Source organism: Pseudomonas sp. H3_E04, assembly GCF_054668915.1.
The window spans coordinates 1,762,825-1,788,131 of the sequence record NZ_CP162797.1 but is presented as its reverse complement, the minus strand read 5'-3'; the positions used below and the strand labels follow the sequence as shown (position 1 = coordinate 1,788,131).

The window sequence follows — 25,307 nt, the reverse complement described above, 5'->3', positions numbered from 1 at the left end:
TGGCAAGCCAGCTCCCACAGTTTTTGCGGCGTGCGCAAATCTTGTGAACGACGTTAAACCCTGTGGGAGCTGGCTCGCCAGCGATGGCGGTGGTGCAGTGGATGAATATTTGTCTGGGAAACCGCTTTCGCGAGCAGGCTCGCTCCCACAGTATTGCGTTTGGCCGAGGTTCATTGGTGTAGCCGGAATTCGTCGAATTGGGGCTGTAGCAGGCCCACCCCAGCCCGTACCGTGAACTCATCATTCCGCCTGCCGAGAGCCGCGCCATGTCCCTGCGTCTGGATTACTACAACGCGTCGCCCAAGGCGATGAAAGCGATGCTTGCCATGGAGGCGCTGACCAGCAACCTGAGCATCGAAGCGCCGCTGCTGCAATTGATCCGGATCCGCGCTTCGCAGCTCAACGGCTGCGCGTTCTGCACCGATATGCACTCGGTGGATGCGCGGCGGGCCGGGGAGAGTGATCGGCGCCTTTACGCGATCGCGGTGTGGCGCGACAGCAGCTTCTTCAACCCCCGCGAACGCGCGGCGCTGGCCTGGGCCGAGGCGGTGACGCTGTTGGCCGAAAGCCACGTGCCCGATGACGTCTACCAGCAGGCGCGCGAGCAATTTGATGAAGGCGAACTGGTGGACTTGACGGTTGCGGTGAGCACGATCAACAGCTGGAATCGTTTGGCCGTGAGTTTCCGCCAGACCCCGAGTGACTGAAAAGCGCCCATCCCTGTCTGATCGTTCCCACGCTCCGCGTGGGAATGCAGCCCGGGACGCTCTGCGTCCCATTGGAACGCGGAGCGTCCCTTGAGGCGTTCTCACGCGGAGCGTGGGAACGATCGAGTCAGGTCACTGCGGCGGCCGCTGCGGTTTCACTGAGGTGCCAAACGTATTCCCCATCCGCGTACTCGTCGCCGCCGGTGTCGCCAGCCCGACCTGATTCGGCGCGCGCTTGTGCACCGGCACATTCAACGCTTCCATGTTCTTCTGCGCCGCCGCCGCGCCGTCAGGATTGTTACCCATCTGCTGGCTCAGGCAATCGTAATTCGGCGCCTTGTAACCGCCGACCGTGACCTCGACACAGCCCAGCGGCTCCTCCGCCTGCGCCGCGCCCACCGTCATCAGCAAGACCCACATCCACCGCGTTTTCATGTCCGCCTCCTGGCCCGCCCGATTGGGCCGCTCTGGGTTTGAGTCTAGTGCAAGCGCGGCGCAAAACCCGTGATGGTTTTTTTGCACCGCCCGTCATACCAGAGTCATAAATGCCCCGCAGGATAGCGATTTTCAGGGGTGCGCCAGTCGTGCAGCGAGGCAGTTCGCAGATCAGTCTTCAGCGCTCGGCGACGCTTGTGCGCCGCGCGGGTCTGGGGTGGCTGCTCGGTCTGCTGGCGGGCGCGGCCCATGCAGATCCGGCAGCGGCGGACATGCGACTGACCTTGCACATCCCGGCGCAGGAACTGGCCCGGGCGCTGGACCAATACAGCCGCGCTACCGGCGTTGCAGTGCTGGTCGACAGCCAGTTGAGCCGGGGCCGTCGCTCCCTCGCCGTGGATGGCGAATTCACCGCCGCCGATGCCTTGCGCCATCTGCTCGGCGGCACCGGGTTGATGGCGCGTTACGCCCGGGCCGATGCGTTCACCCTGCAAGCGGCGCAGGTGGAAGACCTGCCAGTGCCGACGGACAAACCCACGCCGGCCGCTGTCGCGGTCAACCGCAGTTACGCAACGGCGGTGCAAGCTGCGATCGAGCGCAAGCTGTGTCGTTCGCCGCTGACCCGCCCGGGCAGTTATCGCGCGGTGTTGCAGGTGTGGGTCGGGCGCGACGGCGTGGTGCAGCACAACCGGTTGGTGACATCGACCGGCGATGTACGGCGCGATAACGCGCTGGTGGAAAGTTTTCGCAACCTCACAATCGATCGGCCGACGCCCAGCGCCTTGCGCCAGCCGGTCACATTGCTGTTGTTACCGGAGTCGTCAGGAAAACGCATGGAATGCACGAGATGGGAAGGAGTTTCCGGGGGATGAAAGACGCCGGACAAAGCACGATGGGCCAGCTGTTCCTCAGCTCTTACGAGGATTTTCGCGTGCGCCTGCGCCGCCGCCTCGGCTCCGAAGATCTGGCCAACGACGTGCTGCACGAAACCTGGCTGCGGGTCGATCGCATGGAGACCCCGCCCAACCTGCTCAAGCCCAACGCCTACCTGTATCGCATGGCCCTCAACATTGCCGCCGACCGCCGTCAGGCGGATGCGCGCCTGCTCACCGGCACCGAAGTCGAGGAACTGCTGCAACTGGGCGACGAAGCCCTCGACCCGGCGCGGGTGGTCGGTGGGCAAAAGGAGATGCAGGCCCTGCTCAGCGCCTTGTACGAACTGCCCGCCCGGCGTCGGCGGATCTTCATCGCCGCGCGGCTGGAAGAGGCGCCGCACCTGGAAATCTCCCAGCGTTTCGGCATTTCCACGCGCATGGTTGAGAAGGAAATCAAAGCCGCGTTGGGCTTCTGCGCAGCGAAACTTGAAAGAAAAGTGTTTCAGCGGTTCGGTCGCGGGGCCGGAAAACCGTCTAGCGAATAGTGACCCGATTAATCCGTTGAGAATTTGCGCGTTTGAACATCTTTCGACTGAAACCCGCCGAGCCCTCGGCCACCGAGTCTCTGCACAGCGAAGCCCACGATTGGCTGATCCTGCTGACCTCGGGCCGCGCCACCGTCGCCGACGCCCGCGCCTTGCGCGAATGGTGCGCGCAGAGTGGCGAACACGCCCGGGCCTTCGAAGAAGCCAAGCGGCTATGGCATCACCTGCAACCGGCCGCCGAAGCGCTGCAGGGCGGACGCAGTTTCGGTCGACGGGCATTTCTCGGCGGTGCGATTGCCGCATCCGCCGCATTCCTGCTGGTGCGCGGCACCATTCCCGGCGGCTTCGAAGGGCTGGGCGCCGACTACATCACCGAAGTCGGCCAGCAGCGCCGGGTCGAACCGGCGCAAGGCGTCAGCCTCGAACTCAACACCCAGACCCGCATCAATCAGCGCAGCGTCGAAAACGGCGTGCAGGGCTTCGAACTGGTCAGCGGCGAAGTCGAAGTACAAACCGCACGCCTGCCACTGGCGATGCAGGCCGGGGCAGGGTGGTTACGCGCCAGTCAGGCCCGCTTTAACCTGCGCAACACCGACCAGCAAGTCTGCGTGACCTGCCTCGACGGCACGGTCGACGTCGCCGTCGAAGGCCGCAACCTGCGCCTCGAAGCCGGCCAGCAAGTCACCTACGACGCACGGCAAATCGGCAACGTACAAACCGTCGACACCGCCGCCGTGATGAACTGGCGCCAACAAGTGCTGGTGTTCAACGGCGCGACCCTCAGCCAGATGATCGACGAAATCAACCGCTACCGCCCCGGCATGCTCCTGCTGCTCAATCGCGAACTCGGCCAACGCCGCGTCCAGGCCCGCTTCAACCTCGACCAACTCGCCGGCGTCGCATTGCTGATTCGTGATGCTTATGGCGTCAAATGCACCGAACTGCCCGGCGGTGTCGTAGTGCTCAGCTAACCAAAGCCCACCGCGATCAAAATGTAGGAGCTGCCGCAGGCTGCGATCTCTTGATCTTGATCTTGATCTTGCTCTTGCTTTCTGTGGGAGCTGGCTTGCCAGCGATGACGGCCTAACAGCCACCCAACCTGCAACTGACCGCCGCCCACCCAATTGTGGGAGCGAGCCTGCTCGCGAAAGCGGTTGCCCAACTGACCAATATCTTCCGGTCGCACTCGATCCCTGTGGGAGCTGGCTTGCCAGCGATGACGGCCTAACAGGCGACCAGCCTGCAACTGACCGCCCCCAACCCAATTGTGGGAGCGAGCCTGCTCGCGAAAGCGGTTGCCCAACTGACCAATATCTTCCGGTCGCACTCGATCCCTGTGGGAGCTGGCTTGCCAGCGATGACCGCCTAACAGGCGACCAGCCTGCAACTGACCGCCGCCAACCCAATTGTGGGAGCGAGCCTGCTCGCGAAAGCGGTTGCCCAACTGACCAATATCTTCCGGTCGCACTCGATCCCTGTGGGAGCTGGCTTGCCAGCGATGACGGCCTAACAGCCACCCAACCTGCAACTGACCGCCGCCAACCCAATTGTGGGAGCGAGCCTGCTCGCGAAAGCGGTTGCCCAACTGACCAATATCTTCCGGTCGCACTCGAACCCTGTGGGAGCTGGCTTGCCAGCGATGACCGCCTAACAGGCGACCAGCCTGCAACTGACCGCCCCCAACCCAATTGTGGGAGCTGGCTTGCCAGCGATGACGGCCTAACAGCCAACCAACCTGCAACTGACCGCCCTCAACCCAATTGTGGGAGCGAGCCTGCTCGCGAAAGCGGTCTACCAGTAACAATAATGTTGACTGACCCACCGCGTTCGCGAGCAGGCTCGCTCCCACATTTGCTTGGTGACTGCCAAATTATTGCAACCCAATCACCTGCCGATAACGCTCAACCCCCTGCGCCGTCTGCCGACTCAAACTAATCTCCAACCCCAACGGATCCTCCCGCCGATTTCCGCTCAACTGACGCCACCCCTTGTCCACCTCCCAAACCCGCACCTGAACATCACTCACCTCATTCAACACCGCCACCCCGTTCCCAGGCGCCGGCAACGGATAGCGACTGCGCGCCTCAGCCACCGCCCGATACAACGTATCCCCCTTGACCCACCAGCGAACCCGCTGCAACGCCCCCGACTGGTCCGCCGCGCTGCGAATAATGTCCAGCCGAAACCCCTTGCTGTCACTACTGCGCACCGTCACCGCCGGCGGCGCAGTCGGCACCTCATCCTCATCCTCAGCCCCAACCTTGCGCGGCTCGCTCAACTCGACCCCCGCGCGCATGTCCACATCGCGCTGCAACTGATTCAACACCCGCAACAACCCATCGCTCTGCTCACTGCTCGCCTGCAAATGACTGTCCGCTCGCGTCACACTGTCCAGCCCGCGCCAGGCAATCAGACTCACCACCGCCATCAGCAAAATCGCGACCATCACCTCAATCAGAGTGAACCCTTGCTGAGTCTTCATTGAATACTGATCCGCCCACTGCCATCGCGCAGCACACTCAGCCGATTGGCCCCATCCGACAAAATCAGCCGCAACGGCGGATTGATCCACTCAGCATTCAGCACCACCGTCTGGCGGGGCTCCACCCGCACCTCGACCTTCGGGCTCTGCCACGCACGCGGGCGCAACTGCGCATCCTCCTTGAACGACTCAAACCCCACGCCATCATCCTCACGCCGCCCAAACCGAAACCCCTTGGCATCCGCCACCCACACAATCGGCCGCCCATCCGCGCGAGCCTCGGCCTGCGCCACCTGCAACAACTGCGCAACCCGCTCGGCATCCTTGCGCAACAACTGCAACGGATCAGGCCTGATACTCAAACTGATCGCCGCACTGGCAATCCCGATGATCACCAGCACCACCATCAACTCGATCAACGTAAAACCCTGCTGCCTGCTCATCACCCACGCGCTCCTTGGCGTCCCACCCCATCGTGCCCGGCGAACATGTAAGGCATGTGAAATAAAACGGAGAGAATTGCCGCGTAGGCTGGCAGCAGGGACAACAAGGAGCGACAACCCATGAAATTCACCGCACGGATTACCCCGGCGCAAACCGTCCAGGCCCTGGCCCTGCTCGCCGCCCTGGTGGGCGTCGCGACATGGTCGTCGCTGCTGCTGACCTCGGCGGAATCGCACACCCCCGCAGCCGCCCCGCAAGTGCTCGCGGGGAGGAGTGACAACCCGGCGTTGCAGTGGTTTTCCAATGAGACCGCGCCGGTGGATATCAAGGTGAGCGGGGTGATCGCGGGCGGGAGTGGGACGGTGGCGATATTGAGTTTGAATGATGGCGCGCCGAGGAGTTTTTTGGTGGGGGAGAAGGTTGGGGTTGGGGTGAGGTTGGTGGGGGTTGAGGGGGATGGGGTGGTGATTGAGCGGGGTGGGGAGAGGGTGCGGTTGGGGGTGGAGAGGTTGGGGGAGGGGGTGGAGATGCCTAGGTTGTCGCGGCCCGAATTGTAGAGAGGGGAAAAGGGACCATTCCCGAGATCTTAGCGTTTGCTTGTACCCAAAAACCAACAATTGTGTTTGTCCGCTATCCGCTAGTAGCGGACGTCCGTGAGCGGCCGCTTTCGGCCAAAAGCAGACCTTGGTGGAAGGCCTGCTCAGCCATAGTGGCTCGCTCATATAGCCTCACTGTGAGACCCGGAAGCGTCTACGCAATTCGGGCGATTCAATCCTAAGAGAAGGTCTCACAGGATTTCGACCTCGCTCTCCTTAAGCCAGCCAGCAGCAACAACGTTTTGCTTGGCGAGTGCAGGCTGGGGTGTGTATACGACAATCGCCAGGCTCTTTTCAGCCCGACTACATGTCACGTAAAGCAGCCTACGCGTACGTGCTAGTGCGTTGTCCTTGCCGTCACGCTCGTTGTCCCGGTCAGTCTTTGTTGGTTCTTTTACACCCAGCAATTTGTCGTAGCTGAATAAGAAGCCGCCTGCCTCCTCATCGTTGATGACAACCATGACTCGTGGAAACTCCAGCCCCTTCACCCCTTGATGTGTGCCGTAGGCTGAAAGGCCATCCGCATAACTCGCAAAGGCTGCCAGCTCCGAAAATGGACGCTCCAGAAATTGCTGGTAGGCGTAGTTTGTCATCGCGTTCGTATCTTCAGGATCTGGAGCCTCACCAGGGGCTCCTAACACCATTGCCCCAACCAGGTTTTCAGGGACATCAAGCAGTTGGGTTTGCAGCAGAAGCGTTGCGACCTCGCTCAGTGTTGGATCGTTTCTTTCGTAAAGAGAGAGCAGAGCTCGTGTCGCGTTCTCTACGCGCTGCATGTGGGCCGATTGATCTCCTGTTGATTGCATAACATCCTTGCTCAGCAAGGGAGAACGAGAGCGTACGGCTTCAAGCAGGAGGAAGGGATCATTCTTAGCGTTAAGGATGGGAAGAATGCCTTCGCTGAAAACGCGAAGTGCAGGTAGGGTTCCATCCAGCAAGCCTGTTTGAAGGTGCTCAACCGCATGTAAGGGCGTGAACAGTTTCTCGAACCCCATTCGCCGTCCAGCCATCTTATGTTCGAGGATCAAGGTCTTCCGGCCTTCAGGGCCGGTAGCCCATTCTCCGTCGCCGGTGAGTGCAGCCATTGAATGAGCGATTCCTTCCTCAAGATTCGGTGCCTGTTGGCTTTCGCTAATGAAGTACATGCGCACTAAACCTTCAATGGCATCACGCATGGGGGTCTGTTGATGAGTGTCTGCAGTGCTTCGAATCACGTTGATAAGTTCTACAACCCTACGAGGGCAGCGGCGATTAACGACCTTTTCAGGTTTCAGCCAATCATCCGGTATCGCTTTATCAAGGCGCGTTACTCCATGACCGTAAATCTGTTGCATAGTGTCGCCCAGTAGCCCCAAGCAGAAGCGAGTCTTCGCCAATTGCTGGACTTTCAAAAAAGCCTCCATTACTGGAGCGTGGGTATCCTGACTTTCGTCGATCAATACAACTGGGTAACGGTCTACGAGAACATCCAGCAACGGGCGTTCAGAAACGAATGCCGCAGTTAACTTGATGACTTCATCGTGATTGAGTGCTTGTCGCTCTCTGTTGTCGCCAGTGGGGCTGTAGATGAACTTCGTAATCTCGTCGAGATTCTCAAGTCTGCGTATCTTGCTTTGTAGCTTCCGTCTGTTTGCTCGAGAGGTTTTGTTGTCGCCTCTCGAGCGTGCTAGCTCACCCTCGATCTTTTCGATGTCTTGGGGAAGTTTGATCCTTAGCCACTCTCTGATCTCGTTGTCGAATCCTTGGATTAAGCCCCATGCGAACGCGTGAATAGTCGAGACTTCCACTAGTGGGTCAAACTCTAACCTCCGAAGAATCTCGTCGCAGGCTGCGTTTGTGTAAGTGATCACCGCAATACGCCGGCCTTCGAACGTCAGGCGTTCTCGCTCGCGACTTTTGAGTTCGCGGATAGCCTCGACGAGCGAATGGGTTTTTCCTGAGCCAGCACCTGCGTAAAGAAAAAAACTCTTTGGGTCTGCCAGATTCAGGCAAGCCTGCATAATGGTGTCGGCATCTGCAGCAGTTGCTTCGCTCATGGCGTCAACTCCGCGCCCTCGGGCGGAATTACCAGCAGCTCTTTTTGTTTGCTTCGCAATTTGGACTCAAGCCAGTTGAGGCCGTCACTGATGTATATAGGGATTTCGAGGTTGGAAAAGTTCTTATCCCCCAACACGAGCAGGACAAACTCTGCCTTCTTTCCTTCGCGTAGTTCGTTGAAAAAACCCTTCCCGACGGCTTCAGATGTTTGCGATTCATTCAAAACTTTGAAGAAAGCCTTCATCAGACCAGTGCTCCCTGTCTTTTCCGCAAAGTGACGGACGTTGCTAAGTACAAAGCTGTCTTCAAAGGTATTTGGAAGAACTTGTATTGCTTCACCAGTAGCGGGAAGGTGGGTGGAAATAGGAGTTTGATAGGCAACGCGTACCGAGTACAGGTCGTCGATTTGGTGCTCTTTTTTGTTCGCTGGCAGCTCAAGAAGCTCATCCACTGTGCTGCCCAGATGCATCAGCTTCATCCAGCTCCGCAATGTCGGATTGTTCGTAATCTGATCTGCGTTTCTTTGCACCGGTACTGCAGCTCTGTTTAGCCCTGCATCGAGGTCTGTAATAATTAGCGTGAGGATGCCCAGAGCGTCAATTAAAGGCCTTAGCCGGTGCGCGTGGCTGCCACCGATATCGAGGGTTGTGATGTAGCAGCGGTCAAGGAATGGAAACTTATTTCGCAAAAAATGCGGCAGCATCATTCGCTCTGCTGAACCCTCTACCAAGATGACGGCATCGGCGAAGAAGATGTCTGCATGCTGTGCCCGCAGATACCTGGTTACGAACTCCTTCGTCTTTGTTCCCTCGCCGAACACGTTAGAGAGATTAGAAACCGTGGACACCGGTACACCGATGTCATACATCCCAGCTGGGAGTCGCCTGAAATACCTAAGGTTCTGGTACTCCACTTCATGTGTTACATGGCTGGAGTGCGTGCTCACCAAAAGCTGAGTTTTCAGATTTGGGTAGCGTTCAAGTAAAGCGTCTCGACAAAGAACTTGGTAGGCGTGCCGCACGAACACTTGTTGCACTTGAACATGAAGATGGGCTTCAGGCTCTTCGATAAGTACGAGGTGGATGGGCTCGACGCGGTCTATTACTTCCGTGCTGGCGGCCCTGGTTTTTCTCAGCCATTCGTCCCTGAAGCTCATCAGCCGGAAAATCATGGATATCAGGTTTTGATATCCCAACCCGTTAGCGGTCTCTGGCAAGTGAAGAGGAGGTGCTCCAGGGGCACCCTGGATTGAATCCAACTCAAACAGGACGGCCGCTTCATGGTTCATGCCGTCAGTTGTTGCTAAGCGACTTGCGACTTTGATACGTGGGTCATTTCGGCCTGGGTAGCCCAATCCCTCGACCTCTCTAATAGCGGGTTCGAAGCTGCTACCTAGTTTCGTATCGAATGCCGACTGGGCTGCTTCTATCGCCCGCAAAGCTTCGAGATCTGAGATGTCGGGGCTGTCACCTGGATCAAGGTGTCGGGAGTAATAGGATCTGAGCTGTTCCGAGAGTTTTCGAGCGCCACTGGGTCTAGTGCTATCGCTTTGATTGTCGTCCGAATGGTCGCCGAATCCCCGCTGTGCATTAATTTCATGTACTCGAATTAATCCGCTGAGAGGATTACTTTCCAAGGGCAGGGCAGTAGGGCTCAGTTGCTGCATTTGCGCCATTCGAGTCGACTTGTCAGGTTTCTCAAGTTGTTTTGGATCTAGGCGGTACCACCGAATCTTGAATTTATCTCCCAGTCGACGGTTCAAATAATCATGAAGGCTCTGCGGCCATAGTGTCAGCGGGCTACCAGGCGGGTCTTCCTTCCCTAGAGCGTCCTCAAGCTCTGCAACCCTCGCGCGCTCCTTGCGATAGTCCGTGTACAACGTATTCATATCATCTGGTTCAAGCAGAAAACGCATTCCCACAAGCCCCCCGCGCCACTCAAAGCTGGGAATGAGATCGCGGATGAAGTGGAACTCTCCTTGATCTGCCGAGACCCAGATATCCAGACTGGGAAGCCAGTCGGCCCAGTCCTTGGCTGCAGGAACTTCAAAGTCTGCTGGCGGGTTTTCCCACTCCTTCCCAATCTCATCCAGCTTGGCGAGATGACAAAGAGTCAGATCCTGGAGCCGAAAAGAAGAAGCCTTCGAAACCAAAAATCTCCGTAGTGCCAGCATGGCGGAGGATTTTCCGCTGTTGTTTGCACCTACGAGCAGTGTGGTCTCGTTAGCGAAGTCAATTCGCACAGAAAGCAGCTTTCGGAAGTTCGATATCTCTACGTGCTGGATGCGCATGGGTCGTCCTTGAAAGCCTGAGGAATATCAATTTGCTATCAATGTAGCTAGGTGCCTACAACAATCAAGAGAGAAAACGGAGACAGATTCATTTTTGCAGCCCAGAACGACTGATATTGGCCGAAAGCGGACTTGTGGAAACTTGCCCGTATCCAGTTTCAGAGGCTTGCCAACCTACGCTTTAACTCACCGGCCCCGGCTCCAGCCACCCACTCAACCAATCCACTTCCAATACCAAATCAGCGAAAAAATAAATCCGTGCCCATTTTGATTGCGACTTTGATTATTTCCGGAAGGCTCGATCCCTGAAACCTTCTGCGCGGTGGTTTGCTCCTGAGCTTGACCTAATCGACGCCGTTCGTCAGCTGGATCTAAATCTGACGGCGAAATTGCTGAATGTCCTACATATTGTGGTTATTTTCTCGCCTAGCACAATATGTGGTGGTGGCGAAATGGATCGAGCATACATCCAAGAAGCAGCGCATTGGGTTCACGAAGGCCTGTGGGCACACAAGGAAGCTCTGTGGCCTGGCGCACAACCTCCACTATTAAGCATGCTCGATCCCGCAGTTGCGGCTTCACTGTTGGGACTGACGTATCTGGAACTCCCGACCCTTGGTTCCACAAGATTTGCTCCACAAGGTCAGAAATTCCAAGCAGCTGGGATATTTGATCGGCGCTCCGGAAAAATCGCAGTCTCTACCGAATTCCCATTACATGAACGCCGTTTCACAGCTGCTCATGAGATAGGCCATTTCCTGCTTCATGAGCAAGAAATTATGCATAGGGACCGGCCGCTAGGCGGCTATCACTCACTATCGACCAAACCTCTGATTGAGCGCGAAGCGGATTATTTCGCAGCGTGTTTCCTTATGCCCCCTAAGCTTGTGATTGCCCGGTTTGAAAGCCAGTTTGGATGCAAGAGGCAGTTTCATTTTAACGACGTCAGTTGTTTTCACCTGAACGCTAACGATCCAAATTCCCTTCTTTATGCCTCGCAAAATTCACTCGACCGAGAAATAGCTTTGGCTCGCTGTACCAGATTCAACGGCAAGGCAATCAATTCTTTGGCTCAGCAATTCAGAGTATCTGACAGTGCCATGGCGGTTCGAATCAAGGAATTGAATTTGGTGCGCTGGCCATAGAGTAAGAAACCAACCTTGGTAGGAGGGCAAAGGGGAAATTTACTTTGTGAGAAATTGATAAGTGCAAAAACCACGATCAATATCAACGTTAAGGAGAAAGCTTATGGCGCTTAAACCAGGCCCAAAACCAATCGCCAAATCAACCGGTGAAGTTGACAAGCGTCGTCGTGATAATAAAGACACGCAAGGAAACAATCCCGACTTGAAACCTAGCAAATCTTCAAAAAAATAAGTTGTTGCTGGCAGAAGCTACTGTAGCGGTAGCTTTTGTCATTGAAAAAGGAGACTGATTATTTCTCAGAAAAAAGCAGTCCCCGGCCTCAAGAGAAGATAAGTTCCAACCAGAATAGGGGGGCGTCTAGGTTTTTGGACGCAATCAGGGTCGTATAACCGGACCCATGGGTTCGTTTGTTCAGTAATTCGGGCTCATGAAATCGCATCTCACTTTCAAGAGTTTGTCGAATCGAGCACGGTGGGTTTTGTACCCAACGCTAATGCTTGCCTTGCTCAACTTTTTCACCTTCGTAGCGGTCAGCCAGTATCTTTAGGGCGATGCGCTCAACGGATGTATTTAGACGGGAAAATATTTTGTGTGTGCTCATGGAAGCTGCGTCCACGTATCGCCAGAAATTTGGCAATACAGCTACTGGCATGCAGTGACCGCAATGGGAGGCATCCAGTTTTCGATTGCGGAGGTCGCTCTCTTCGTTAACACAGGTGACATCACAATCGACTGGAATGCGCCCTAATCATTCATCCAGTTGGACGGCTTACCATCCGCTTAACTCTAGCGTTGAACGTCTGTTTCTGGCCGAAAGCTGCGGCTCACGGTCGTCCGCTTTTTCGCCGAAAATTGCCGTTTTCACGGGTGAAATTCCGACACGGGACGGATCTGTTCCGCCCAACATGGCGCAATTGCGTCTGATAAACACAAATGTTTAAAAAGACATCTCCAGTCACGCTCCCAGGCTACATATCCTTGCGCCTTTGCCTACAGCTACGCCAGAATCCGCCGGCTTGTGCGCCTAGGGAGCGGGTTCTATTGTGGTGCGGTCGCTGACGAATCAGCGATCGGATTTGACCGTCCGCCCAATATCAAGGCGCGCCAGCGTTCTGCACTTGTTCAGGCATTGTCTGAAATCATGTTGCGGTGGCTGTGCGTGGGACACCTTCGGGTGTGCCGGATTCCTTGATGTCCGGTCGGTCAACCCGCGTACAGCTGCCACCCTGTTTGTTTGACCGCGAACGGTGGCGGCTCCAGTCATCAAGGAGCTTCGCCATGATCAAACCAACACCCAACCCGCCCGAAACCGATCCCACATCCCCGTACGAATCCCTCGATTCAAACAAGCTCCACGGAGCCGCTGACCGCGCGCTAGATCATTACCTGTCTCCAAATAATCTCCTGCCTCCGCCGCGTAAGGCGCGTGGGATGTATGCGGTGACGGCGGATACCAAGAATGAAGAACTGCTGGCTGATGCGAGTGAAACGCTCGCTTCGGCGAAGACAATTGCTCAGGACATTTCCAGTTTGTTGCCAGCGCCGCAGCGGCGGGCGTTGTTGGGGGTTGCTCAACTGATCATGTTGGGGGAGCTGGCGGTGAATCGGGTGATGGATAATTTGGAGGTGGCGGGGTGAGGTAGATGTCCGGGGGTGCCAGAAAGGTGATTTGTCATTAGGGCTGGCGCTTTCGCGAGCAGGCTCGCTCCCACGAGATTGTGTGTTGGTCGCAAGATTTGGTTTGGCAGCTGAGATCTTGGGGGCGTTGGGAAAACGGGCCGGATTTATTTTTGAACAATAGATCCGGCCCTTTTGAATGTTCAGCGGGCGAATGAAATTACCGACCTATCGCCGCACAGATGGTTGCCCATCTAACGGTGCAACCGCTGACGGGGCACCATATCAACATTTGCCTAGTCGCCCAAATCAACGGCATTACCGTTAGCCCGAACATAATAGTTATCGAATTCACCGCTTTCGACGAACACAAAGCCATGGCGAGTGTAAAAACGATTTGAGGCGCTTTCTTTGAGAGCTCCAACCTTGATGGGACGCCCGATCTCATCAGCCTCTCTGAAAATCCGAGTAAGAACTTCAGAGCCGATTCCTGCTCCTTGAGCACTGGGTATCACATACAAGTGGTCAAGTAGAAGCTCGCTCTGGTGGTCTTTGATGACGACAAAACCGACCAGATCACCTGATACTTCTATGCGGCGGGTGCTGTTAGCGTCGAAGCCAGCAAGAAATCGTTCGCGCGCACGATCCGGGTCAAATCGTCCAAGCCGTTCAAGGCTCTCGCGCATGGCCTCAATCCTGATGGCGACCAGATCTTCCAGGTCGTTATTGGAAGCTGCGCATAAAACGACAGCGGAGTTTTGATCAGCGGAGGCTGGCATTTCAAGCACCCTAAGCATGGCCGGTCAGTCATTATAGAAAACAGAATCCGCATCACCACTGCTGTCTCGGTTCAATGGAGGCGATGGCATCAGCTTCAGGAGGATGTTTCGCCGAACGCTTACGTCTTTTGGGGCAAGGGGACCGGATCTGCCGTGAGATCCGAGACGCACTCAGGGTTTCGATAAACACCAATGTTTAAAAAGACATCTCCAGTCACGCTCCCAGGCTACATATCCTTGCGCCTTTGCCTACAGCTACGCCAGAATCCGCCGGCTTGTGGGCTTCGTACCTGGTCTATATCGTCTGTGGGTCGCTGGCAATCCAGCGACCGGGTTTAGCGACCCGACCAGGTATAAGTTCAACGACGCTCCAGTTTGTCGCGTTTGCGATGACGCTATGGTGGCTGTGCGTGGGAGACCTTCGGGTCTGCCGGGTCTTATACCTCTCGGTTCGCTAACCCGCGCACAGCTGCCACCCTTACTTGTTTAGCGACAGGTTTTGGTGGTTCCACCAGGTATAAAAATGGAGCTTCACCATGATCAAACCAACGCCCAATCCGCCCGAAACCGACCCCACGTCTCCCTACGAATCCCTCGATTCAAACAAGCTCCACGAAGCCGCTGATCGCGCGCTCGATCATTACCTTTCTCCCAACAATCTCCTGCCTCCGCCGCGTAAGGCGCGTGGGATGTATGCGGTGACGGCGGATACCAAGAATGAAGAGCTGCTGGCTGATGCGAGTGAAACGCTCGCTTCGGCGAAGACGATTGCTCAGGACATTTCCAGTTTGTTGCCGGCGCCGCAGCGGCGGGCGTTGTTGGGGGTTGCTCAACTGATCATGCTGGGGGAGCTGGCGGTGAATCGGGTGATGGATAATTTGGAAGTGGCGGGGTGATGTGATGTGCGGGGCGCCAGCGGGTTGATTTGTTGTTTGGGCTGGCGCCTTCGCGAGCAGGCTCGCTCCCACAGGGGGATTTATGTTGGTTGCGGGAGGGAGGATCCAAAGATCGTCCGATCGCGGCCCGAGCCTTCGGCAGCTCCTACGGTGGGCGGGTCAGTAAGGTTTCCAACCTGGCCAATGGCGGCGCATCCTGGTTGCGGTCAAATACTTGGATTCCAACCTTGAGCAGTCGCCCATTCTCTGTGCTGGCGATCACCTGTTCGCAGCGCAACATAAGCCGTCCTTGATCACATTCAACAGCCTTCATTCCATTCGGCAACCGGCCTTCCAGGCGTAGCTCAGCCATCCGGCTCTGCGCGGCAATCATTGCCACCGACCGATCCCTTAAAACCCCACTGCTCTGCGTCATCAACCCCGCGACGCGCACGGCGGCGGACATGGCGACGGCGATGATCGCCAGTGCCACCAGCACTTCAATCAGGGTGAATCCTTCCTCTCGCGTTCGCGCACGCATACATGGCCCAAAAGCAAAACCCAGCCCTCGACGCTAACCCCCGTCCTTGACGGCTTGACGACGGAAACACCCGAGGATTTTCAACATCCCTGACATATCTTCTTGCAACACTGCGCGTCGAATTCGGATCAAGCCAGGGAATGTCGAGATGGATATCGCACCTTTGAACACGCTCAGTCAGTCGCCGCGCACACCGCGTAGCCAGCAGGGTTTTACCTTGATCGAGATCATGGTGGTGGTGGTGATTCTGGGGATTCTGGCGGCGATGGTGGTGCCCAAGGTGCTCGACCGGCCGGATCAGGCGCGGGCGACGGCGGCGAAGCAGGATATTGGTGGGTTGATGCAGGCGTTGAAGTTGTATCGCCTCGATCACGGCACGTATCCGAGCATGAATCAGGGGTTGAAGGTGCTGGTCGAGCGGCCGGCGGATGCGAAGAACAGCAACTGGCGTTCGTACCTGGAGCGTTTGCCGAATGACCCGTGGGGCCGGCCTTATCAGTACCTCAACCCGGGTGCGAATGGTGAGGTCGATATCTTTTCCCTCGGCGCCGATGGCCAGCCTGACGGCGATGGCGTGAATGCCGATATCGGTTCCTGGCAGTTGTAAGGCCGGCCGTGAATACAGGTTCGCTCAACGGGGCGAAGCAACGGGGCATGGCGATTATCAGCGCGTTGTTGATCGCCGCCGTGGTGGCGGTAATTGCGGCGGGGATGTTGACGCGCCAGAGCGTGGCGACCCGTGCGCTGGAGGCCGATCAGCAGCGGGTGCAGGGGCGGTGGGTCGCGCAGGGTGGTCTTGAGATCAGCCGGCAGTTGCTGTGGGATGCGCGGCTGCGTGATCCGTTGACCCGGCGTGATCAGCCTTGGGCGCAGCCGTTGCTGGCGGCGGGTTTTGCCGGGCGGCTGGAGGACGAGCAGGGCAAGTTCAACCTGCGCAATCTGGTCGCTAACGAGCGCATCGATGAGGCGCAGGTGCAGGCATTCGAGCGTTTGTGCGAGTTGATCGGTGTGAGCGCCGTTGTCGGCCAGCGCATCCGCCAACGGGTGATTGCCGGTTATCCGCATCTGCTGAATGCGCAGATTGGTGCGACTGGCAAAGCCGGTTTCGACAGTGGCCGCACCACTTCGCCGGATGCCGATCACAAACCGCAACCGCCGAAGGTGCCGATGCTGCGCACACTCGATGATCTGCGCGGTGTGGAAGGGATGACGGATGCGCTGATCGGCCAACTGGCGCCGTACGTGACGGTGATTCCGGCGACGACGTGGATCAACGGCAACACCGCCACGGCGCAGGTGCTGGCGGCGTATGTGCCGGGGCTTTCGCTGGAGCGGGCGACGGCGTTGATTGCCGAGCGTGACGCCGGGCGCTGGTTTATCAATCGCGGCGATTTTGTGAACCGTTTGCGCATGCCGCAGTTGGAAATGAGCAGCGTCAAGGTCGGCATCACCAGCGACTGGTTTCGTTTGCGCGGTGAGGCGCGGCGTGATCAGCGGCGGGTCAGCCTCGACGCTTTGCTGCACCGCAGCGAGGATCGGCTGCCGCAGGTGATCTGGTCGCGGGTGGGCGCATGAGCCAGTTGCGCGTCGCGTTGCCGCCGCTGGCGGAGCTGGAGTTGCACAGCGAAGTGAGCTGCGTCTGGCTGGATCGTCAGGGGCAGGTCAGTCGTGAGGAGCGGCTTACTTTGAGTCAGTTGGGGCAACGGCCGAAGCAACCACCGCTGCTGTGCTTTCTGCATCCGGCCGACAGCCTGCTCGCCAGCATTGATCTACCGCCGCTGCCCGCTAACAAAACCGCGGCCGCTGTGCAGTGCGCGGCGCAGGCGTTGATGCTCGGTGATAGCAGCCAAATGCATATCGGCCACAGCCCTCGTGATGCGAGTGGGCAGGTGCAAATCGCCTGGGTGGCGAGGCAGCACTTGCAGCGTCTGGCTGCGGTGCTCAAGCAGGCGGGGTTGACGCTGCGCGGTTTGTATCCGGCGCCGTATAGCCTGCCGGTGCTGCCGGGGGGTGTTGCTTGTGTGGCGGACGGTCATTGGCTCCGGCGCGAGAGTCTGAATAACGCGCAGGTTGAGCCGTTGCTCGGTGACGAAGTTGATGAGGCATCGTTCGCAGCTGACTCGACGCAACGCTGGATCGGTCCCTTGCCCGGTTGGGGTTTGCACGGCGGCCTGCAGCAAACCGGCGGCGAGCAACGTGGCTGGGGTCGCGCTGTCGGGTGTGTGGCATTGGCCGTGGCAGTCTGGGTGGTCGGCCTGAATCTCTACGCCGCTCGCGAGGCGCGGCAGGGCCAGCAGCTCAAGGCGCAGATGAGCCAGCGGGTGAAGCAGGCATTTCCTGAATTGCCGGTAATTCTCAACCCGCTGCAACAGGCGCGTCAGCAACTGGAGCAGCGGCAAAAAGGCGCGGTCGATGACCCGGCGCAGAACTTCAATCGGCTGGTGTTGCAGGCCGGCACGGGCATGCCGTTCATGGCCGGCAGCGTCGAGCGCCTGAGTTACCGCGACGGCGCCTTGCAGCTGGCCTTGCTCAGCGATGCAAATCGTGGCGGCAACGACAAGGACTGGCAAAGCACCTTGGCCCAGGCCGGCATCAGCATCACTGCCGATGACGCAGGCTGGACTTTGCGCCCGAGCGATGAGCCCAGCGCAAACACCAACGAAGACGACGACAGCGGAGCAGACAATGAGTAGGGCGACGCTGGCGATTTACCGTGGACGCTGGCAGCGCTTGCGCAGCCAGTTGCAGGCGCGTTGGCAGCCGTTGGCGTTGCGTGAAAAACGCATGGTCGCCGGCATGGCGCTGGTGCTTGTCGGTCTGCTGATCTGGCTGACGCTGGTCAAGCCGCCGTTGGCCAGGATCACTTTTTGGCAGAGCGAAACACCCAAGTTGCGCGCGCAAACCGAGGCGCTGGAAGTGCTGTTGCGCAGCGTCAATGTGCGTCCGCAGGGGCAAAGCGTTGGCCAGTCGCTGGAGCAAAGTCTGCAAGCGGCGGGGCTGGCCGGGCATTACCAATTACAAGCAGCGGAGGGCGGCGCGTGGCAGTTGAATGTCGACGCCGCGCCGGCCGATGCGCTGCTCGACTGGCTGCTCAGCCAGCCATTACAACTTTCTCTGCAGGTGGTCGAGGCGCAGTTGCAACGCGCAAACGAAACCTCGACCGCAGTCACTGCCGGCACATTGTCAGGCACCGTTCGCATGGATCAGGCGCAGGGCGCTAAGGAAGCTTCATGAAGGAGTCACGCTGCAAACCGGCACGTCTGGCGCTGCCGTTGTTGCTGATGGCATTGAGCGCGTGCAACAGCACCACGGCGCCGCAGAATCAGCCGCCGCTGTTGGTCGACAGCGAACTCGGGCGGCCGCTGGCCAACACCCAGCGCAGCGGCGATGCGGTGGCGGATCGCGAACGGGCGCAGGCTCAGGCGCGGCCGGTGCCCAAGCAGTTGCACAACATCAGCCAGCGTGGGCGCAGTGCTGGCGCGGCGCCGAGCAATGCGACCCCGCGCAATCCGTTGGGCGAGCAACCGGTGACGCTGAATTTCGTCGAGGCGGATATTCAGGCGGTGGTGCGTGCGCTGTCGCGGGCCACCGGGCAACAGTTTCTCGTCGATCCACGGGTCAAGGGCAATCTGACCCTTGTCTCGGAAGGTCAGGTGCCGGCCCGTCAGGCTTACGACATGCTGCTCGCGGCGTTGCGCATGCAAGGCTTCAGCGTGGTCGATGTCGGCGGCGTGGCGCAGGTGGTTCCCGAGGCCGACGCGAAGTTGCTCGGCGGGCCAATCTACAGCGCCGACAAACCGGCCGGCAACGGCATGCTCACGCGCACGTTTCGCCTGCAATACGAGAACGCGGTGAACCTGATCCCGGTGCTGCGCCCGATCGTCTCGCCAAACAATCCGATCAACGCCTATCCCGGCAACAACACTGTAGTCATCACCGATTACGCCGAGAACCTCACCCGCGTCGCGCAGTTGATCGAGAGCATCGACTCGCCGAGCGCGATCGACACCGATGTGGTGCAGATCCAGAACGGCATCGCCGCCGATATCGCGCCGATGGTGGCCGACTTGCTCGACGCGCCGGGCAACGATCCGACGCAGAAAATCGCCGTGATTGGCGACCCGCGTTCCAACACCATCATCATCCGCGCCGGCAGCCCCGAGCGTACCGAGCTGGCGCGCAACCTGATCTACAAACTCGACAACGCGCAGAGCAATCCGAGCAATCTGCATGTGGTTTATCTGCGCAATGCGCAAGCGGCGAAACTCGCGCAGGCGTTGCGCGGTTTGCTCACCGGCGAGAGCGACAGTGGCAGCAGCGATGCGGCGCGATCGGTGCTCAGCGCGATGGGCAGCAGCACCGGCGGCAATGCCGGGCAGAACGGCCAGAGCAGTACGCCGAGCACTGGCACTTCAACGACGACTGGCAGCGGCGCAACCGGCGGCAGTTATGCCCAGGGCAGTGGCGGCGGCAGCAGCAGTAGTGGCGGTACGCAGAGCAGCGAGCAGAACGTCGCTTTCAGCGCTGGCGGGGTGACGATTCAGGCCGATGCCACCACCAACACGCTGCTGATTTCCGCACCGGAACCGCTGTATCGCAACTTGCGTGAGGTTATCGATTTGCTGGATCAGCGCCGTGCGCAAGTGGTGATCGAGAGCTTGATCGTTGAGGTCGGCGAGGACGATGCCAGCGAATTCGGTGTGCAATGGCAGACCGGTAACCTCGGCGGCAAGGGCGTGATCGGTGGCGCCAATCTGGGTGGCGCGGGTCTCAACACGGGAGCGAAGAACAGCATCGACGTACTGCCGCAGGGCTTGAACCTTGGCTATGTCAACGGCACGGTCGACATTCCCGGCATCGGCAAGATTCTCGACCTGAAAGTGCTGGCCCGGGCGTTGAAGAGCAAGGGCGGCACCAACGTGCTGTCGACACCAAATCTGCTGACCCTGGACAACGAGGCGGCGAGCATTTTTGTCGGCCAGACCATCCCGTTTGTCAGCGGCAGCTACGTCACCGGCGGCGGGGGTACCAGCAACAACCCGTTCCAGACCGTGACCCGCGAAGAGGTCGGCCTCAAGCTCAATGTGCGCCCGCAGATTTCCGAGGGCGGCACGGTGAAGCTGGATATCTATCAGGAGGTCAGCAGCATCGACGAGCGTGCATCCAACAGCGTGACCTCGGCGGGCATCGTCACCAACAAGCGTGCGATCGACACCAGCATTCTGCTCGATGACGGGCAGATCATGGTCCTCGGTGGTTTGCTCCAGGACGGCTACAGCCAGAGCAATGACGCGGTGCCATGGCTGTCGACGATTCCGGGCATCGGCGCGCTGTTTCGCAACGAACGCCGGGCGATCACCAAGACCAACCTGATGGTGTTCCTGCGCCCGTACATCATCCGCGACAGCGAAGCTGGGCGCAGCATCACGCTCAACCGCTATGACTTCATGCGCCGCGCCCAGGGCGGCTTGCAACCGGAACGCAGCTGGGCGATGCCGGACATGCAGGCGCCGCAGTTGCCAGCGGCGGCGCAAGGCGTGCCGGCGGTTTTACCCTCGGGGCCGCGCGCCACGATCAAAGCGGTGCCCATCCAATGACGCCGCCATCGCCCCTTGATCTGGAAATCGGACCTGTAGGAGCTGCCGAAGGCTGCGATCTGTTGATCTTGCTCTTCGACGGACTCAAACCGCCAGAGATCAAAAGATCGCAGCCTTCGGCAGCTCCTACAGGGAGGTGTTTGTCTTGAGTCGGTTGCCATATGCCTGGGCCAAGGCGCAGCGCATTTTGCTCCGCGATGATGTGTTGACGGTGTGCCCGTCAACGCCCGGCTGGTCGATCAGCGAAGTGCGTCGGCAGTTTGGTGCGACACAGGTGGAGCGGGTGCGTGATGACGAGCTCGACGGTTTGCTCGCCAGCGCCTACGCCGACACCGGCAGTGCGGCGGCGGTGGTGGGTGCTGCGGAAAACGAAGTCGATCTCGATCGGCTGATGCAGGACATGCCGGAAATCACCGACCTGCTCGACACCCAGGACGGCGCGCCGGTGATCCGCATGATCAACGCCTTGCTCACTCAGGCCGCGCGCGACGAGGCCAGCGACATTCATATCGAGCCGTTCGAGACCCATTCGGTGGTGCGCTACCGCGTCGACGGCACCCTGCGCGATGTAGTCTCGCCGCGCAAGGCATTGCACGGTGCGCTGGTGTCGCGGATCAAGATCATGGCCCAGCTCGACATCGCCGAAAAACGCCTGCCCCAGGACGGTCGCATCGCTTTGCGCGTAGCGGGGCGGCCGATCGATATTCGTGTGTCGACGGTGCCGACCGGCCATGGCGAGCGCGTGGTGATGCGCTTGCTCGACAAACAGGCCGGGCGCCTGCATCTGGAAACCTTGGGCATGGATGCGCAGGTGCTGGCCAAGCTCGATCATCTGATCCGCCAGCCCCACGGCATCGTGCTGGTCACCGGGCCGACCGGCAGCGGCAAGACCACCAGTCTCTACGCGGCGCTGGCGCGGCTGGATGCGAGTACCAGCAACATCCTCACCGTGGAAGATCCGGTGGAATACGATTTGCCGGGGATCAGCCAGATTCAGGTCAACGCCAAGATCGACATGACCTTTGCCCTCGCGCTGCGGGCGATTCTGCGCCAGGACCCGGACATCATCATGATCGGCGAGATCCGCGATCTCGAGACTGCGCAAATCGCTGTGCAGGCCTCGCTCACCGGGCACTTGGTGCTGGCGACGCTGCACACCAACGACGCGGTGTCGGCGGTCAATCGCCTGATCGACATGGGCGTTGAGCCGTTCCTGCTCGCGTCGTCCATGCTCGGCGTCCTCGCGCAGCGCCTGGTGCGGCGCCTGTGCAATCAGTGCAAACAGGAAGACCCGGCCACGCCCGGCACTTGGCGCCCGGTCGGCTGCGCGGCGTGCAACCACACCGGTTACAGCGGCCGCACCGGTATCCACGAATTGTTCTGCATCGACGACGACATCCGCACGCTGATTCACCAAGGGGCAGGGGAGCAGGCCTTGCGCGCGGCGGCGTCGAAAGCGGGCATGTTCAGCCTGCGCGAGGACGGTGAACGCTGGATTCGCAGCGGTTCCACCGCGCCGGAAGAAATCCTTCGCGTGACACGGGACGCCTGATGAATCGCTATCGCTTTGAAGCGGCGGATGCCACGGGAAAAATCGAGTCCGGGCACCTTGAGGCGGACAGCCAGAGCGCAGCGTTCAGTGCCTTGCGCGGACGTGGACTGACTGCGCTGTCGGTGCACGAGGAAAGCAACGTCGCCCGACACGGTGGCGGCGGTTTGTTCAGCGCCAAACTCTCCGACAATGACCTTGCCTGGGCCACACGGCAACTGGCGAGCCTGCTCGGCGCCAGTCTGCCGCTGGAAGCAGCGCTGAGTGCGACGGTCGAGCAGGCCGAGAAAAAGCACATCGCCCAGACTCTCAGCGCCGTGCGCGCCGATGTGCGCAGCGGCATGCGTCTGGCGGAATCGCTGGCGTCGCGGCCACGGGATTTTCCCGAGATTTACCGCGCGCTGATTGCCGCTGGCGAAGAGTCCGGCGATCTGGCGCAGGTGATGGAACGGCTGGCCGATTACATCGAGGAGCGCAACAACCTGCGCGGCAAGATTCTTACCGCGTTCATCTATCCGGGCGTGGTCGGTCTGGTGTCGATCGGCATTGTGATTTTCCTGCTCAGCTACGTGGTGCCGCAGGTGGTCAGCGCGTTCTCTCAAGCGCGGCAGGATTTGCCGGGGCTGACGCTGGCGATGCTCACCGCCAGTGATTTCATTCGCGCGTGGGGTTGGTTGTGCGCGACGGTTATGGCCGGGGCGTTCTGGAGTTGGCGGCTGTATTTGCGCAATCCGGCGGCGCGCTTGAGCTGGCATCACCGGGTGCTGAAATTGCCGCTGTTCGGGCGTTTTATCCTGGGTTTGAACACCGCGCGATTCGCCTCCACGCTGGCGATCCTCGGCGGCGCCGGCGTGCCGTTGTTGCGTGCGCTGGAAGCGGCGCGGCAGACGCTGTCCAACGACCGCTTGAGCCTGAGCGTCAGCGAGGCCACGGCGAAGGTGCGCGAAGGCGTCAATCTCGCCGCCGCGCTGCGGGTGGAAAATGTTTTCCCGCCGGTGCTGATCCACCTGATCGCCAGCGGCGAGAAAACCGGCTCACTGCCACCGATGCTCGAGCGCGCGGCACAGACGCTTTCCCGGGACATTGAGCGACGGGCGATGGGCATGACCGCCTTGCTCGAACCGCTGATGATTGTGGTGATGGGCGGGGTGGTGCTGGTGATTGTGATGGCGGTGTTGTTGCCGATTATTGAGATCAATCAGTTGGTGCAGTAGCCGCTTTTGATGTTGGCCGGGCTGGCCTCTTCGCGAGCAGGCTCGCTCCCCCAGGGGAAACGCATTTCAACTGTGGGAGCGAGCCTGCTCGCGAAAGCGCCAGTCGCGACAACACAAAACTCAAATATTTTGCACCGGCCTGACCCTCACCCGAGTCCCGATCCCGCCATCCTCGGGTTCTCCATTCTGTCATCTGCAACCACCCGCCAACGGCTCCAGCCCGATTCAGCCAAACCCGCGATCCAGACATGCCGCGACACCCCGCAAACACCCGAGAAATCCGCACAAAAATCCCCCCGCAGCTCCCGAGGTTTTTTCCTTTATCTGTCACCGGAAGCTGCGAATTTCTCCCTGCGGCTCCACCACGGTGGACCCTCCGGTGTCATGCAAGCCTTCCGAAACCTGTGTTCCAAACCAAGTTGAAAAGGAGATTCTTCATGTTCAAGCGCACTCTGATCGCCGCCTCACTGACCGTCGCCGCTCTGGCTTCCGCCCAGGCCATGGCCGCTAACGTAACCGGTGGTGGCGCGACCCTGCCTGCCGCTCTGTACAAGGGCTCTGCCAACAGCATTTTGCCAGCCAACTTCAGCTACCTGGGCACTGGTAGCGGTACTGGCAAGACCGCTTTCCTGACCAACAACTCGGCACTGTTCAACACCACCGGCACCGTGCACTTCGCCGGTAGCGATTCGGTACTGAGCACCGCTGAGCTGACCGCTTACACCACCAACTTCGGCACTGCGTACGGCCCGCTGATCCAGCTGCCATCGGTAGCCACTTCGGTTGCCGTGCCATACAAAAAGTCCGGTCAGACCGCTTTGAACCTGACCAGCGCTCAACTGTGCGACGCGTTCTCCGGGACCAAGACCACTTGGGGTCAATTGCTCGGCACCGCTGACACCACGCCGATCCGCATCGTTTATCGCAGCACTTCCAGCGGCACCACGGAAATCTTCAGCCGTCACCTGGCGTCGATCTGCCCAACCAAGTTCGCCATCAACTCGACGTTCACCAATGCGCGCCTGCCAGCCGGTTCTGCATTGCCTTCGAACTGGGTAGGCGTTGCCGATACCGCCAACGTGGCGCCAACCGTAAACCTGGTTGACGGTTCGCTCGGTTACGTCGGTCCGGACGGTGTTGCCGCCGCCAACAACGCGGTGGTTGCTCGCGTCAACGGCGTGCAGCCAACTCAGGCCAACGTAACGGCGGCGCTGTCGACCGCCGCGCTGCCGACTGATCCGACCAAACCTGAGCAGTGGGCTCCGGTGGTCGCCAACCCGGCCAGCGGTTACCCGATCTCCGCCTACACCAACCTGATCCTGGGTCAGTGCTACAAGGATGCGACTGTGGCCGCTGACGTCAAAGCGTTCCTGACCACCCACTACAGCGTGCCGGGCAACGCCGCCGCAACCCTCGCGCACGGCTTCAGCATCGTGCCAACCAACTGGAAGAACGCAATTACCGCCAACTTCGTCAGCAACACTTCGGGCAACAAGCTGGACATCAACAACGCCAGCGTGTGCAACGCCATCGGCCGCCCATAAGCCTGCGGTTTCACCCGGCAACACGAATGGCAGC

The 25,307-nt window shown here is 59.3% G+C and carries 24 protein-coding genes; 17 read left to right on the top strand and 7 right to left on the bottom strand.

Annotation, left to right across the window (positions count from 1 at the left end; genetic code table 11):
* Nucleotides 1–266: 266 nt before the first annotated feature.
* A complete protein-coding gene (locus tag AB4N53_RS07965; RefSeq protein WP_039763964.1) occupies nt 267–707 on the top strand; it encodes a carboxymuconolactone decarboxylase family protein in 441 nt (146 codons plus the stop codon).
* Nucleotides 708–839: 132 nt separating this feature from the next.
* Here AB4N53_RS07965 and AB4N53_RS07960 read toward each other — a convergent pair whose 3' ends face one another.
* Entirely contained in the window at nt 840–1,142 is a 303-nt protein-coding gene (locus AB4N53_RS07960) for a hypothetical protein (protein WP_016774979.1), read from the bottom strand.
* A gap of 149 nt (nt 1,143–1,291) precedes the next feature.
* Between AB4N53_RS07960 and AB4N53_RS07955 the strand changes: the two genes are divergently transcribed.
* Genes AB4N53_RS07955 through AB4N53_RS07945 form a run of 3 tightly spaced genes read left to right on the top strand, consistent with a single transcriptional unit; the run spans nt 1,292 to nt 3,533 of the window.
* On the top strand, nt 1,292–2,014 hold the full coding sequence (locus tag AB4N53_RS07955; RefSeq protein WP_460119616.1) for a secretin and TonB N-terminal domain-containing protein: 723 nt from the start codon (nt 1,292–1,294) through the stop codon (nt 2,012–2,014).
* Nucleotides 2,011–2,562 carry an RNA polymerase sigma factor gene (locus AB4N53_RS07950; RefSeq protein ID WP_041480103.1) on the top strand — a complete coding sequence of 184 codons (552 nt, stop codon included), beginning with the start codon at nt 2,011–2,013 and terminating at the stop codon, nt 2,560–2,562. Before AB4N53_RS07955 ends, AB4N53_RS07950 begins: the two co-directional genes overlap by 4 nt.
* 32 nt (nt 2,563–2,594) lie before the next feature.
* The gene (locus tag AB4N53_RS07945) at nt 2,595–3,533 is read left to right on the top strand and encodes a FecR family protein (protein ID WP_460119613.1); all 939 of its coding nucleotides are present in this window, start codon (nt 2,595–2,597) and stop codon (nt 3,531–3,533) included.
* 899 nt (nt 3,534–4,432) lie between these two features.
* Here AB4N53_RS07945 and AB4N53_RS07940 read toward each other — a convergent pair.
* Together AB4N53_RS07940 and gspH are read right to left on the bottom strand one after the other, a co-directional pair.
* A complete protein-coding gene (locus tag AB4N53_RS07940) occupies nt 4,433–5,044 on the bottom strand; it encodes a prepilin-type N-terminal cleavage/methylation domain-containing protein (RefSeq protein WP_460119611.1) in 612 nt (203 codons plus the stop codon).
* Complete coding sequence (gspH, locus tag AB4N53_RS07935; protein WP_460119609.1) at nt 5,041–5,487, bottom strand: type II secretion system minor pseudopilin GspH; 447 nt, start codon at nt 5,485–5,487, stop codon at nt 5,041–5,043. Before gspH ends, AB4N53_RS07940 begins: the two co-directional genes overlap by 4 nt.
* Before the next feature lie 120 nt (nt 5,488–5,607).
* On the opposite strand from gspH, the gene AB4N53_RS07930 reads away from it, so the two are divergent.
* On the top strand, nt 5,608–6,045 hold the full coding sequence (locus tag AB4N53_RS07930) for a type II secretion system protein N (protein WP_460119607.1): 438 nt from the start codon (nt 5,608–5,610) through the stop codon (nt 6,043–6,045).
* A gap of 230 nt (nt 6,046–6,275) precedes the next feature.
* On the opposite strand, the gene AB4N53_RS07925 is transcribed toward AB4N53_RS07930, so the two are convergent.
* Entirely contained in the window at nt 6,276–8,120 is a 1,845-nt protein-coding gene (locus AB4N53_RS07925) for a UvrD-helicase domain-containing protein (RefSeq protein ID WP_217849010.1), read from the bottom strand.
* Nucleotides 8,117–10,411: an AAA family ATPase gene (locus AB4N53_RS07920; RefSeq protein ID WP_460119605.1), complete on the bottom strand. Its 2,295-nt coding sequence runs from the start codon at nt 10,409–10,411 to the stop codon at nt 8,117–8,119. The genes AB4N53_RS07925 and AB4N53_RS07920 overlap by 4 nt, the downstream gene beginning before the upstream one ends.
* A 452-nt stretch (nt 10,412–10,863) precedes the next feature.
* Here AB4N53_RS07920 and AB4N53_RS07915 point away from each other — a divergent pair, with 452 nt between their 5' ends.
* From AB4N53_RS07915 to AB4N53_RS07905, 3 genes are all read left to right on the top strand, one after another.
* Nucleotides 10,864–11,556, top strand: a complete 693-nt coding sequence (locus AB4N53_RS07915) for an ImmA/IrrE family metallo-endopeptidase (protein WP_460119603.1) — start codon at nt 10,864–10,866, stop codon at nt 11,554–11,556.
* Nucleotides 11,557–11,659: 103 nt separating this feature from the next.
* The gene (locus AB4N53_RS07910) at nt 11,660–11,788 is read left to right on the top strand and encodes a hypothetical protein (RefSeq protein WP_256214295.1); all 129 of its coding nucleotides are present in this window, start codon (nt 11,660–11,662) and stop codon (nt 11,786–11,788) included.
* Between the two features lie 1,047 nt (nt 11,789–12,835).
* On the top strand, nt 12,836–13,195 hold the full coding sequence (locus AB4N53_RS07905) for a DUF6124 family protein (RefSeq protein ID WP_460119601.1): 360 nt from the start codon (nt 12,836–12,838) through the stop codon (nt 13,193–13,195).
* A 275-nt stretch (nt 13,196–13,470) separates the two neighbouring features.
* Here AB4N53_RS07905 and AB4N53_RS07900 read toward each other — a convergent pair whose 3' ends face one another.
* A complete protein-coding gene (locus AB4N53_RS07900) occupies nt 13,471–13,953 on the bottom strand; it encodes a GNAT family N-acetyltransferase (protein WP_252886318.1) in 483 nt (160 codons plus the stop codon).
* A gap of 536 nt (nt 13,954–14,489) precedes the next feature.
* Between AB4N53_RS07900 and AB4N53_RS07895 the strand changes: the two genes are divergently transcribed.
* Entirely contained in the window at nt 14,490–14,849 is a 360-nt protein-coding gene (locus AB4N53_RS07895) for a DUF6124 family protein (protein ID WP_016774969.1), read from the top strand.
* Between the two features lie 145 nt (nt 14,850–14,994).
* On the opposite strand, the gene gspI is transcribed toward AB4N53_RS07895, so the two are convergent.
* The gene (gene gspI / locus AB4N53_RS07890) at nt 14,995–15,369 is read right to left on the bottom strand and encodes a type II secretion system minor pseudopilin GspI (RefSeq protein ID WP_460119598.1); all 375 of its coding nucleotides are present in this window, start codon (nt 15,367–15,369) and stop codon (nt 14,995–14,997) included.
* 148 nt (nt 15,370–15,517) lie between these two features.
* Here gspI and gspG point away from each other — a divergent pair, with 148 nt between their 5' ends.
* The 8 genes from gspG (at nt 15,518) to AB4N53_RS07850 (ending at nt 25,273) form a co-directional block, all read left to right on the top strand.
* Nucleotides 15,518–15,976, top strand: coding sequence for a type II secretion system major pseudopilin GspG (gspG, locus tag AB4N53_RS07885; RefSeq protein WP_123442313.1), 459 nt, complete (start codon nt 15,518–15,520; stop codon nt 15,974–15,976).
* Nucleotides 15,977–16,023: 47 nt separating this feature from the next.
* Nucleotides 16,024–16,944, top strand: coding sequence for a type II secretion system minor pseudopilin GspK (gene gspK / locus AB4N53_RS07880; RefSeq protein ID WP_460119595.1), 921 nt, complete (start codon nt 16,024–16,026; stop codon nt 16,942–16,944).
* Complete coding sequence (gene gspL, locus AB4N53_RS07875; RefSeq protein ID WP_460119593.1) at nt 16,941–18,062, top strand: type II secretion system protein GspL; 1,122 nt, start codon at nt 16,941–16,943, stop codon at nt 18,060–18,062. Before gspK ends, gspL begins: the two co-directional genes overlap by 4 nt.
* Complete coding sequence (gene gspM / locus AB4N53_RS07870; RefSeq protein WP_460119591.1) at nt 18,055–18,603, top strand: type II secretion system protein GspM; 549 nt, start codon at nt 18,055–18,057, stop codon at nt 18,601–18,603. Before gspL ends, gspM begins: the two co-directional genes overlap by 8 nt.
* The gene (gspD, locus tag AB4N53_RS07865) at nt 18,600–20,966 is read left to right on the top strand and encodes a type II secretion system secretin GspD (protein WP_460119589.1); all 2,367 of its coding nucleotides are present in this window, start codon (nt 18,600–18,602) and stop codon (nt 20,964–20,966) included. The genes gspM and gspD overlap by 4 nt, the downstream gene beginning before the upstream one ends.
* A gap of 145 nt (nt 20,967–21,111) precedes the next feature.
* Nucleotides 21,112–22,518 carry a type II secretion system ATPase GspE gene (gspE, locus tag AB4N53_RS07860; protein WP_460119587.1) on the top strand — a complete coding sequence of 469 codons (1,407 nt, stop codon included), beginning with the start codon at nt 21,112–21,114 and terminating at the stop codon, nt 22,516–22,518.
* On the top strand, nt 22,518–23,729 hold the full coding sequence (gene gspF / locus AB4N53_RS07855; RefSeq protein WP_460119585.1) for a type II secretion system inner membrane protein GspF: 1,212 nt from the start codon (nt 22,518–22,520) through the stop codon (nt 23,727–23,729). The genes gspE and gspF overlap by 1 nt, the downstream gene beginning before the upstream one ends.
* Nucleotides 23,730–24,166: 437 nt before the next feature.
* The gene (locus tag AB4N53_RS07850; RefSeq protein ID WP_460119583.1) at nt 24,167–25,273 is read left to right on the top strand and encodes a substrate-binding domain-containing protein; all 1,107 of its coding nucleotides are present in this window, start codon (nt 24,167–24,169) and stop codon (nt 25,271–25,273) included.
* The last annotated feature ends 34 nt before the right edge of the window (nt 25,274–25,307 follow it).

What these genes read in the sequence shown, in the direction of transcription:
- AB4N53_RS07940 (WP_460119611.1), bottom strand. Translation starts at nt 5,044, where the DNA reads ATGAAGACTCAGCAAGGGTTCACTCTGATTGAGGTGATGGTCGCGATT.
- AB4N53_RS07905 (WP_460119601.1), top strand. Translation starts at nt 12,836, where the DNA reads ATGATCAAACCAACACCCAACCCGCCCGAAACCGATCCCACATCCCCG.
- AB4N53_RS07910 (WP_256214295.1), top strand. Translation starts at nt 11,660, where the DNA reads ATGGCGCTTAAACCAGGCCCAAAACCAATCGCCAAATCAACCGGTGAA.
- gspD (WP_460119589.1), top strand. Translation starts at nt 18,600, where the DNA reads ATGAAGGAGTCACGCTGCAAACCGGCACGTCTGGCGCTGCCGTTGTTG.
- AB4N53_RS07915 (WP_460119603.1), top strand. Translation starts at nt 10,864, where the DNA reads ATGGATCGAGCATACATCCAAGAAGCAGCGCATTGGGTTCACGAAGGC.
- AB4N53_RS07965 (WP_039763964.1), top strand. Translation starts at nt 267, where the DNA reads ATGTCCCTGCGTCTGGATTACTACAACGCGTCGCCCAAGGCGATGAAA.
- AB4N53_RS07900 (WP_252886318.1), bottom strand. Translation starts at nt 13,953, where the DNA reads ATGCCAGCCTCCGCTGATCAAAACTCCGCTGTCGTTTTATGCGCAGCT.
- gspG (WP_123442313.1), top strand. Translation starts at nt 15,518, where the DNA reads ATGGATATCGCACCTTTGAACACGCTCAGTCAGTCGCCGCGCACACCG.
- AB4N53_RS07930 (WP_460119607.1), top strand. Translation starts at nt 5,608, where the DNA reads ATGAAATTCACCGCACGGATTACCCCGGCGCAAACCGTCCAGGCCCTG.
- AB4N53_RS07960 (WP_016774979.1), bottom strand. Translation starts at nt 1,142, where the DNA reads ATGAAAACGCGGTGGATGTGGGTCTTGCTGATGACGGTGGGCGCGGCG.
- AB4N53_RS07895 (WP_016774969.1), top strand. Translation starts at nt 14,490, where the DNA reads ATGATCAAACCAACGCCCAATCCGCCCGAAACCGACCCCACGTCTCCC.
- AB4N53_RS07850 (WP_460119583.1), top strand. Translation starts at nt 24,167, where the DNA reads ATGTTCAAGCGCACTCTGATCGCCGCCTCACTGACCGTCGCCGCTCTG.
- AB4N53_RS07925 (WP_217849010.1), bottom strand. Translation starts at nt 8,120, where the DNA reads ATGAGCGAAGCAACTGCTGCAGATGCCGACACCATTATGCAGGCTTGC.
- gspI (WP_460119598.1), bottom strand. Translation starts at nt 15,369, where the DNA reads ATGCGTGCGCGAACGCGAGAGGAAGGATTCACCCTGATTGAAGTGCTG.
- AB4N53_RS07920 (WP_460119605.1), bottom strand. Translation starts at nt 10,411, where the DNA reads ATGCGCATCCAGCACGTAGAGATATCGAACTTCCGAAAGCTGCTTTCT.
- gspL (WP_460119593.1), top strand. Translation starts at nt 16,941, where the DNA reads ATGAGCCAGTTGCGCGTCGCGTTGCCGCCGCTGGCGGAGCTGGAGTTG.
- gspF (WP_460119585.1), top strand. Translation starts at nt 22,518, where the DNA reads ATGAATCGCTATCGCTTTGAAGCGGCGGATGCCACGGGAAAAATCGAG.
- gspM (WP_460119591.1), top strand. Translation starts at nt 18,055, where the DNA reads ATGAGTAGGGCGACGCTGGCGATTTACCGTGGACGCTGGCAGCGCTTG.
- gspH (WP_460119609.1), bottom strand. Translation starts at nt 5,487, where the DNA reads ATGAGCAGGCAGCAGGGTTTTACGTTGATCGAGTTGATGGTGGTGCTG.
- AB4N53_RS07950 (WP_041480103.1), top strand. Translation starts at nt 2,011, where the DNA reads ATGAAAGACGCCGGACAAAGCACGATGGGCCAGCTGTTCCTCAGCTCT.
- gspK (WP_460119595.1), top strand. Translation starts at nt 16,024, where the DNA reads ATGGCGATTATCAGCGCGTTGTTGATCGCCGCCGTGGTGGCGGTAATT.